The sequence below is a fragment of the Geobacillus sp. 46C-IIa genome, from assembly GCF_014679505.1.
Classification (GTDB): domain Bacteria; phylum Bacillota; class Bacilli; order Bacillales; family Anoxybacillaceae; genus Geobacillus.
In genome coordinates, this window is sequence record NZ_CP061474.1 from 3,571,646 (window position 1) to 3,579,240 (window position 7,595).

Here is a 7,595-nt window from a genome sequence, read left to right on the forward strand (position 1 = left end):
GAGGGGTTGCCATGGACTACTTATACCATCCATACCCATCGCAGCGAATGACGGTGTTCGCCAAAAACGGCGTTGTTGCGACATCGCAGCCGCTCGCGGCGCAAGCGGGCTTGAGGTGCTGAAAAAAGGCGGCAACGCCATCGATGCGGCGGTCGCCGCCGCGGCTTGTCTGACGGTCGTTGAGCCGACATCGAACGGCATCGGCGGCGATGCGTTCGCCCTCGTCTGGACGAGCGGGAAATTGTACGGATTAAACGCGAGCGGCTATGCGCCGGCTTTGCTTTCGCTTGACGCGCTAAAAGAGCGCGGCTATACAGAAATGCCGAAATACGGCTTCGCCCCGGTGACGGTCCCGGGAGCGCCGGCGGCATGGGCGGCGCTGTCGAAGCGCTTCGGCCGCCTGCCGCTTGCGGACACGCTCGCACCGGCGATCGCTTATGCTGAAAACGGCTACCCGGTATCGCCCGTGCTCGGAAAGTACTGGGCGAACGCCTACCGGGTGTACAAAGAAGCGCTTCACGGGCCGGAATTTGCCGCCTGGTTTGCGACGTTTGCGCCGGGCGGCCGCGCGCCGAGGATCGGGGAAGTGTGGGCGTCTCCGGACCATGCGGCGACGCTTCGTTCGATTGCGGAGACAGAAGCGGAAAGCTTTTATCGCGGCGAGCTGGCGGAAAAAATCGCCGCCTTCTCGAAGCAATACGACGGTTTTTGACGCTCGAGGATCTCGCCGAGTATGAACCGGAATGGGTTGAACCGATTTCCGTTTCCTACCGCGGCTATGACGTATGGGAAATCCCGCCGAACGGCCAAGGACTTGTCGCCTTACTGGCGTTAAACATCATGAACGGGTTTGACGTGCCAAGCATTCCGGACGTTGAGACATGCCACCGGCAAATCGAGGCGATGAAGCTTGCCTTTGCTGACGGGAAAGCGTATATCGCCGACCGCCGCTATATGGACTACCGCGTCGATGAGCTGTTATCCGAATCGTTTGCGGCCATGCGCCGGGCGCAAATCGGCGCCGAAGCGCTCACCCCGGAGCCGGGAACGCCGCCAAAAGGCGGAACGGTCTATTTGGCTGCCGCTGACGGCGAAGGCAATATGGTGTCGTTCATCCAAAGCAACTATATGGGCTTCGGGTCCGGCCTCGTAGTGCCAGGCACGGGGATCGCCTTGCACAACCGCGGCCATAACTTCGCCTTTGATGACGGCCATCCGAACGCGCTCGCCCCAAGGAAAAAGCCGTACCATACGATCATTCCCGGCTTTTTGACGAAAGGCGGCACACCGATCGGCCCGTTTGGCGTCATGGGCGGGTTCATGCAGCCGCAAGGGCATATGCAAGTGATCATGAACACGATCGATTTCGCTTTGAATCCGCAAGCGGCGCTTGATGCGCCCCGTTGGCAGTGGATGGAAGGGAAAACGGTGCTCGTCGAGCCCCACTTCCCGCGCCATATCGCTGAAGCGCTCGCCCGCAAAGGGCATGACATCCGTGTGGCGTTAGACGGCGGCCCGTTCGGCCGCGGGCAAATCATTTGGCGCGATCCTCACACCGGCGTGCTCGCTGCTGGGACGGAGCCGCGCACGGATGGAGCGGTCGCCGCTTGGTGAAACTAGCGATAAAGGAATGACAACGATGAATCAATGGCATTTGTTTCTCGCCTTTTTCGCGTCGGCATGCTCGGGTACGGGGCGGTCCGTCCTCGATCCCGCTCGTGCGCGCCGAAGTGGTGACAAAATACCGCTGGATGACGGACGAAGAATTCGCCGAGATTTTGGCCATCGCCAACGCCTTGCCCGGCCCGATCGCGACGAAGCTCGCCGGCTATATCGGCTACCGCGTTGGCGGTGCGTTTGGGCTTTTGAACGCCGTCTTAGCGACGACTGCCCCGACGGTGGTGCTGATGATCGTGCTGTTGGCGGTGCTGTCATCGTTCAAGGACACGCCGTGGGTCGCCGGGATGACGAAAGCGGTCGTCCCTGTTGTCGCGGTCATGCTTGCCGAGATGACGTGGCAGTTCGCCAAACAGGCGCGCGCCGCCCTCGGCATCTGGCCCACAGCCTTGCTTCTTGCCGCTTGCTTTGCCGCCTTGTGGTGGCTCGGGCTTCATCCGGCGCTTGTCGTCGCCCTGTTGCTTGTGGCGGCGTTTGTCGGGCGGGGAAAACCGGAAGCGGCGAACGGAAACGAGCGCGGTGAAAGGAAGGTGTCGTCATGATTTACTGGCATTTGTTTCTCGCCTTTTTTGGCCCGGCATTCTCGGCTATGGCGGCGGCCCGGCCTCGATCCCGCTCGTCGAGCACGAAGTCGTCGACCGGTACCAATGGATGACGGTCAATGAATTCAGTGAAGTGCTGGCGATCGGCAACTCACTTCCCGGCCCGATCGCGACGAAAATGGCTGGATATATCGGCTACGAACAAGCCGGCCTCCTCGGCGCCGCTGTCGCCGTGTTTGCGAGCGTCGCCCCGTCGCTCATTTTGCTGCTCGCGCTCTTGCAGCTCTTGTACAAATGGAAAGACGCGCCGCAAGTAAAGCGGCTCACCGCCTACATCCGCCCGGCCGTCGCTGTCATGCTGGGGATCATGGCGATCGACTTTTTCCGCGAGTCATACGAAGGAACCGGGTTCGGCCAAACGGTGTTTCTCGCCGCCGCCAGCGCTTTTCTGTTGCTCGGCAAATGGCGCATCCACCCGGCGTACGTCATCGCCTTGGCGCTTGTGTACGGGGCTGTCTTCTTGTCCTAGACTATGAGTCCGCCATAACGAAGCGAGGTTTCACGCATGTGAAGCCTCGTTTTTCTGTTCTCAAAAGAACGATAAAAACAGCCGATCGTCCTTAAGTAAGAGAATGCATAGCGTTCAAGCGGTTTCTTAGTTGGAGAAATGGCACGATGCCCCCAAAAGGCTATCCGTCTTCAAGCAAGATACAACATATCGTGATGCATAAGTGTTCGAAACGGATGCCTCACCGCATTAGAAGAAACGTTACGCCCGCTAACTCACCAGCTGGCAACAAGACAGAACCCCGAACGTGCGCCGGCGCAAAGAAAACACGTGCCGGCGATACAGACACGTTGTCTATTCCACGGTAAACGTCACGCTCGCCCGGGCGTTCGGCCAGTTTTGTCGGCGAGCCACCACTCAAGCGTGTACGTCCCGGGCGCTAAGTCGCGGAACGTCTCCTGAAAGGACAGCTCTTCGCCTTGTTTTAACGTCCGCTCTTCGTAAATTTGCGCAAACATCTTCCCTTCGCTGAACTGCTTCACCTTTTGCCGTCGCGGTACAAAATGTAGTCATACTGTTTCGAGCTCGTGAACGTCACCGTCTGCACGCGTTCGGTTTGGTTTTTCACCGTGAAGGTAAACACGTAGGCGCCATTTTCTTTTTTGTACGTCAACGACGGCTCAAGCGTCCCGGCGATAATTCCTTTTCCGTCCGCGTGCGCCGGTTTGCCCGCCGGGGCGGGGCCAAGCAAGTCATCCTTTGCCTGCGGTTGCCCGTTGCCGTTTGTATACATAAACAACGCGCTCGCCGCCGCCACCCCAGCCAGCACGGCGGCGATGCCGATCGCTTTTCCTTTGCCCATATCGGACCCTCCTTTTGTCTCTTTCTATTATAGTCGTTTCCCGTTTTCCTCTCGTTACAAACCGTGAAAAAATTGTGAAAAACCGTTGTCCGCCTTGATATTTCTGGTATATATGCCCGATTTGTCTAATAAAATGTTACAAATTGAACAGCAATGAGAGTGGTTGAGGTGGGGATCGTTCACAACCGGCAAGCGACGCGACGAGGACGCTTCCAAGACATCCAGCGAAAGCGGCGCTCATCAGTGGCAAGACGAGTCTCATTTCACACTTCTCACTTCTCACATCCAACTTAGGGAGGGCGAGTGGTGTGCACGATTACATCAAAGAGCGTACGATCAAGATTGGCAAGTATATCGTGGAGACGAGGAAAACCGTTCGCGTCATCGCGAAAGAGTTTGGCGTATCGAAAAGCACCGTGCATAAAGACTTGACCGAGCGGCTGCCGGAAATCAATCCGGAGCTGGCCCAAGAAGTAAAACAAATTCTCGATTACCATAAATCGATCCGCCATTTGCGCGGCGGCGAAGCGACGAAGAAAAAGTACAAAAAACAAGCGGTGAAAAACAACTAACTTTTTCCTTGCCATCTGCCGTTAGCAGTATCATTCCGGCTGCGGAATATGGTAAAATAACCAATTAGGAATGATTTCAGGGCAGAGGCAAGGAGGAGCAAGGTATGTTTTCACGAGATATCGGCATTGACCTAGGCACGGCGAACGTCCTCATTTTCGTCAAAGGCAAAGGCATTGTGCTCAATGAGCCGTCCGTCGTGGCGATCGATAAAAATACGAACAAAGTGCTCGCAGTCGGCGAAGAAGCACGACGAATGGTCGGACGTACCCCTGGGAATATTGTTGCCATTCGGCCGCTTAAAGACGGCGTCATCGCGGATTTTGACATTACGGAAGCGATGCTCAAGCATTTCTTAAGCAAGCTCGACCTAAAAGGCTTTTTCGCCAAACCGCGCATTTTAATTTGTTGCCCGACGAACACGACGTCCGTCGAACGGAAAGCGATCAAAGAGGCAGCGGAAAAAAGCGGCGGCAAAAAGTGTACTTAGAGGAAGAGCCGAAAGTCGCAGCCATTGGCGCCGGAATGGACATTTTCCAGCCGTGCGGAAACATGGTCGTCGATATTGGCGGTGGCACAACCGATGTCGCAGTTCTCTCGATGGGGACATTGTCACCGCCTCTTCCATTAAAATGGCTGGGGACAAGTTCGACATGGAAATCTTACATTACATTAAGCGCGAATATAAGCTGCTCATCGGAGAGCGAACGGCCGAGGAAATTAAAATCAAAGTCGCAACGGTATTCCCAGGCGCACGGGCCGAAGAAATCGACGTCCGCGGCCGCGATCTCGTCACCGGGCTGCCGCGCACGATCACCGTTCGTTCAGAAGAAATCGAACGGGCGCTTCGCGAGCCGGTGTCTTTAATTGTACAAGCCGCCAAAAGCGTGCTGGAGCGCACGCCGCCAGAACTGTCGGCGGACATTATCGACCGCGGCGTCATTTTAACGGGCGGCGGCGCGCTGCTGCATGGCATCGACATGCTGTTAGCCGAAGAGCTCAAGCTGCCGGTGTTTATCGCCGAAAATCCGATGGACTGCGTCGCCATTGGCACGGGGTTGATGCTTGAGAACATCGATCGCGCGCCGAAAACGCAGTTCGTCTAACCATTTGCCGCGAGCGGCAGCCGAAAGAGCTGCGCCTCGTCTCTGCATCAAAAAAGGAAAGGCGGGGATGCGGCGCTCGCTTCCGCCCGCTTATAATGGAAAGAGACATCCGCTGTTGCCTCAAGAGGGCTGCGGCTTTGGGCAATCTCGTCTATTCCTGCGCCTTCAAGCACGGAGGAATGGAAAACCGATCGCCCGAACGAAAGGGGATCGGTTCTTGCATGAAACGGATCTATGGCAACTAATGATGGACAAGCGAGGTGATTGTCATGTTAAGGGGGCTGTATACGGCCGCGAGCGGCATGCTGGCGCAACAACGGCGCGTCGATTGGCTCACCAACAATCTGGCAAACGCCGAGACGCCAGGGTACAAAGCCGACGCAGGAACAACGAGAGCGTTTCCGGAACTGTTGATGCACCGGCTCGAGGACAAGCCGATCCCAACCGCCCCGCCGCGCGCCATCCCGGCGCAAACGGCGATCGGGCCGCTCAACACCGGTGTATATGTGCAAGAGCTCATCCCGAACTTCCGCCAAGGGGATATGAAAGAAACCGGGCTCTCCACCGATGTCGCCCTAGTCGATGGACAAGTCCCGGTCGACCCGGCAAGCGGGGAGCGGCGCGCTCTTTTGCCGTCGAAAACGGCCAAGGGAGATCCGCTATACACGAAACGGCCATTTCACCTTGAACCCGGACGGCTATTTGACGACGCAAGACGGCTGGTATGTGCTGGATGACAACGGCGAACGCATCGCCATCCCGAGCGAAACGTTCACCGTCCGCGATGACGGGACGATTGCGGCGGAAAACAGCGCGACCGCCCGCTTAGGCGTCGTATTCGCCGCCAATCCGAAAACGCTAGTGAAAGAAGGGAACGGCTTGTTCCGCAGCACGGCTGGGCCGTTGCCGCAGGCGCCGGGTGATGTGACGTATACGGTCAAACAGCGCTTCATCGAACGGTCCAACGTCGACATCGAGCGGACGATGACCGACTTGCTCGCCGCCTACCGCGCCTTTGAAGCGAACCAAAAATCGTCCAAGCGTACGACCGCAGTTTAGACAAGGCCGTCAACGAAGTCGGCCGCCTGAAATGATGACGAAAGGGGACAAGCCCGTGCTCCGCTCGATGCACACCGCTGCCAACACGATGAACGCATTGCAGCAGCGTCTCGATACACTAAGCCATAACATCGCCAACAGCAACACGACAGGGTTTAAACGGCGCGAAGCGAGCTTCGCCGAGCTGTTGACCCAGCAAGTCGACCGCCTGCCGCACGACGAAGCGCCCCGACAGACGCCGGCGGGCGTGCGCTACGGCAACGGGGCGGGCCTCGCGTCAACGATGCTCGTCACCGCCCAAGGGCCGCTTACAGAGACCGGCCGCGCGCTCGATTTCGCCTTCACCGCCGCCAACCAATGGTTTCGCGTTCGAGTCACCGACGCCAACGGCGCCGCAACAATCGGCTACACGCGCGCCGGCAACTTTTCATTGACGCCCATAGGAGGCCGGCTCGCCCTCGTGACAAGCGACGGCCGCCCGGTGCTGGATGAAGCGAACGCGCCGATCGAGCTGCCTGCCGAGGCAACCGGCTTCCAGCTGTCCCCGACCGGGACGTTGACGGCCACCGATGCCAACGGGCGGTCGTCGCCCGCGTCAACCTGGGCGTCACGGTGATCCGCCGCCCGCAGCTCCTTGAAGCGTTCGGCGACAACATCTTCACTCTTCCCGCCGTTCCGGGCGCCGCTGAGGAGCTGAACGGCAACGGGCGCGGCCGAATCGCCATGAAACAAGGGGCGCTCGAACAGTCGAACGTGGACCTCGGTGAAGAACTCACCGGTTTGATGACAACGAGCCGCGCCTATCAGCTGAACGCCCGCGCCATTCCATTTCCGAACAAATGCTCGGGCTCATTAACAACTTGCGATCCACATGAGCAATGAAACGAAAAACGAACCGCTCTCTCGCATCGCGCGGCGAAAAAGCGAGAACAACATTCCGCCGCCCGCTCGCCCGATAGCGGCGAAGCCGCTGCCTTGCATAACGAGCAGCCGACGGAAGCGAACGAACCGCCATCTGAAGCTGAACCGACAGAGAGCAAGCGCCGCTTCGTGCGCACGCGGCTCATCCCGATTTGGCTTCGGCTCGTGATCGTCACCGTTCTCATGGCGATCTGCCTTGCGGCGGGCGCGTCGTCGGCTACAGCGCCATCGGCGACGGACGGTGGCTGGACGTGTTCCGCCCGTCCACGTGGCAGCACATCATTGACGTGGTGGAAAAAGGGACATAGAAAGCCATCGAGCTACATTTTTGCTTGTGGACCGCATTCTTG

At 58.2% G+C, this 7,595-nt stretch carries 2 protein-coding genes and 7 pseudogenes; 8 read left to right on the forward strand and 1 reads right to left on the reverse strand.

Translation table 11 applies throughout. The features are described from left to right. Positions 1-11: 11 nt before the first annotated feature. The 3 pseudogenes from IC803_RS17975 (at position 12) to IC803_RS17985 (ending at position 2,748) form a co-directional block, all read left to right on the forward strand. A pseudogene (locus tag IC803_RS17975) lies at positions 12-1,614 on the forward strand (gamma-glutamyltransferase family protein). A 25-nt stretch (positions 1,615-1,639) separates the two neighbouring features. Then, positions 1,640-2,219: pseudogene (locus IC803_RS17980) on the forward strand (chromate transporter). Further along, positions 2,216-2,748: pseudogene (locus tag IC803_RS17985) on the forward strand (chromate transporter). Before IC803_RS17980 ends, IC803_RS17985 begins: the two co-directional pseudogenes overlap by 4 nt. Positions 2,749-3,081: 333 nt before the next feature. Here the strand turns inward: IC803_RS17985 and IC803_RS17990 are convergent. Further along, a pseudogene (locus tag IC803_RS17990) lies at positions 3,082-3,589 on the reverse strand (BsuPI-related putative proteinase inhibitor). A 308-nt stretch (positions 3,590-3,897) separates the two neighbouring features. Between IC803_RS17990 and spoIIID the strand changes: the two are divergent. From spoIIID to IC803_RS18285, 5 genes and pseudogenes are all read left to right on the forward strand, one after another. Continuing rightward, positions 3,898-4,161 carry a sporulation transcriptional regulator SpoIIID gene (gene spoIIID, locus IC803_RS17995; protein ID WP_008880665.1) on the forward strand — a complete coding sequence of 88 codons (264 nt, stop codon included), beginning with the start codon at positions 3,898-3,900 and terminating at the stop codon, positions 4,159-4,161. A gap of 104 nt (positions 4,162-4,265) precedes the next feature. Beyond that, a pseudogene (locus IC803_RS18000) lies at positions 4,266-5,265 on the forward strand (rod shape-determining protein). A 269-nt stretch (positions 5,266-5,534) separates the two neighbouring features. After that, positions 5,535-6,359 (forward strand): annotated as a pseudogene (locus tag IC803_RS18005) (flagellar hook-basal body protein). A 20-nt stretch (positions 6,360-6,379) separates the two neighbouring features. Next, positions 6,380-7,199: pseudogene (locus tag IC803_RS18010) on the forward strand (flagellar hook-basal body protein). Positions 7,200-7,397: 198 nt separating this feature from the next. Continuing rightward, positions 7,398-7,553 carry a DNA-directed RNA polymerase subunit beta gene (locus tag IC803_RS18285; protein ID WP_223811998.1) on the forward strand — a complete coding sequence of 52 codons (156 nt, stop codon included), beginning with the start codon at positions 7,398-7,400 and terminating at the stop codon, positions 7,551-7,553. Positions 7,554-7,595: the final 42 nt, after the last annotated feature.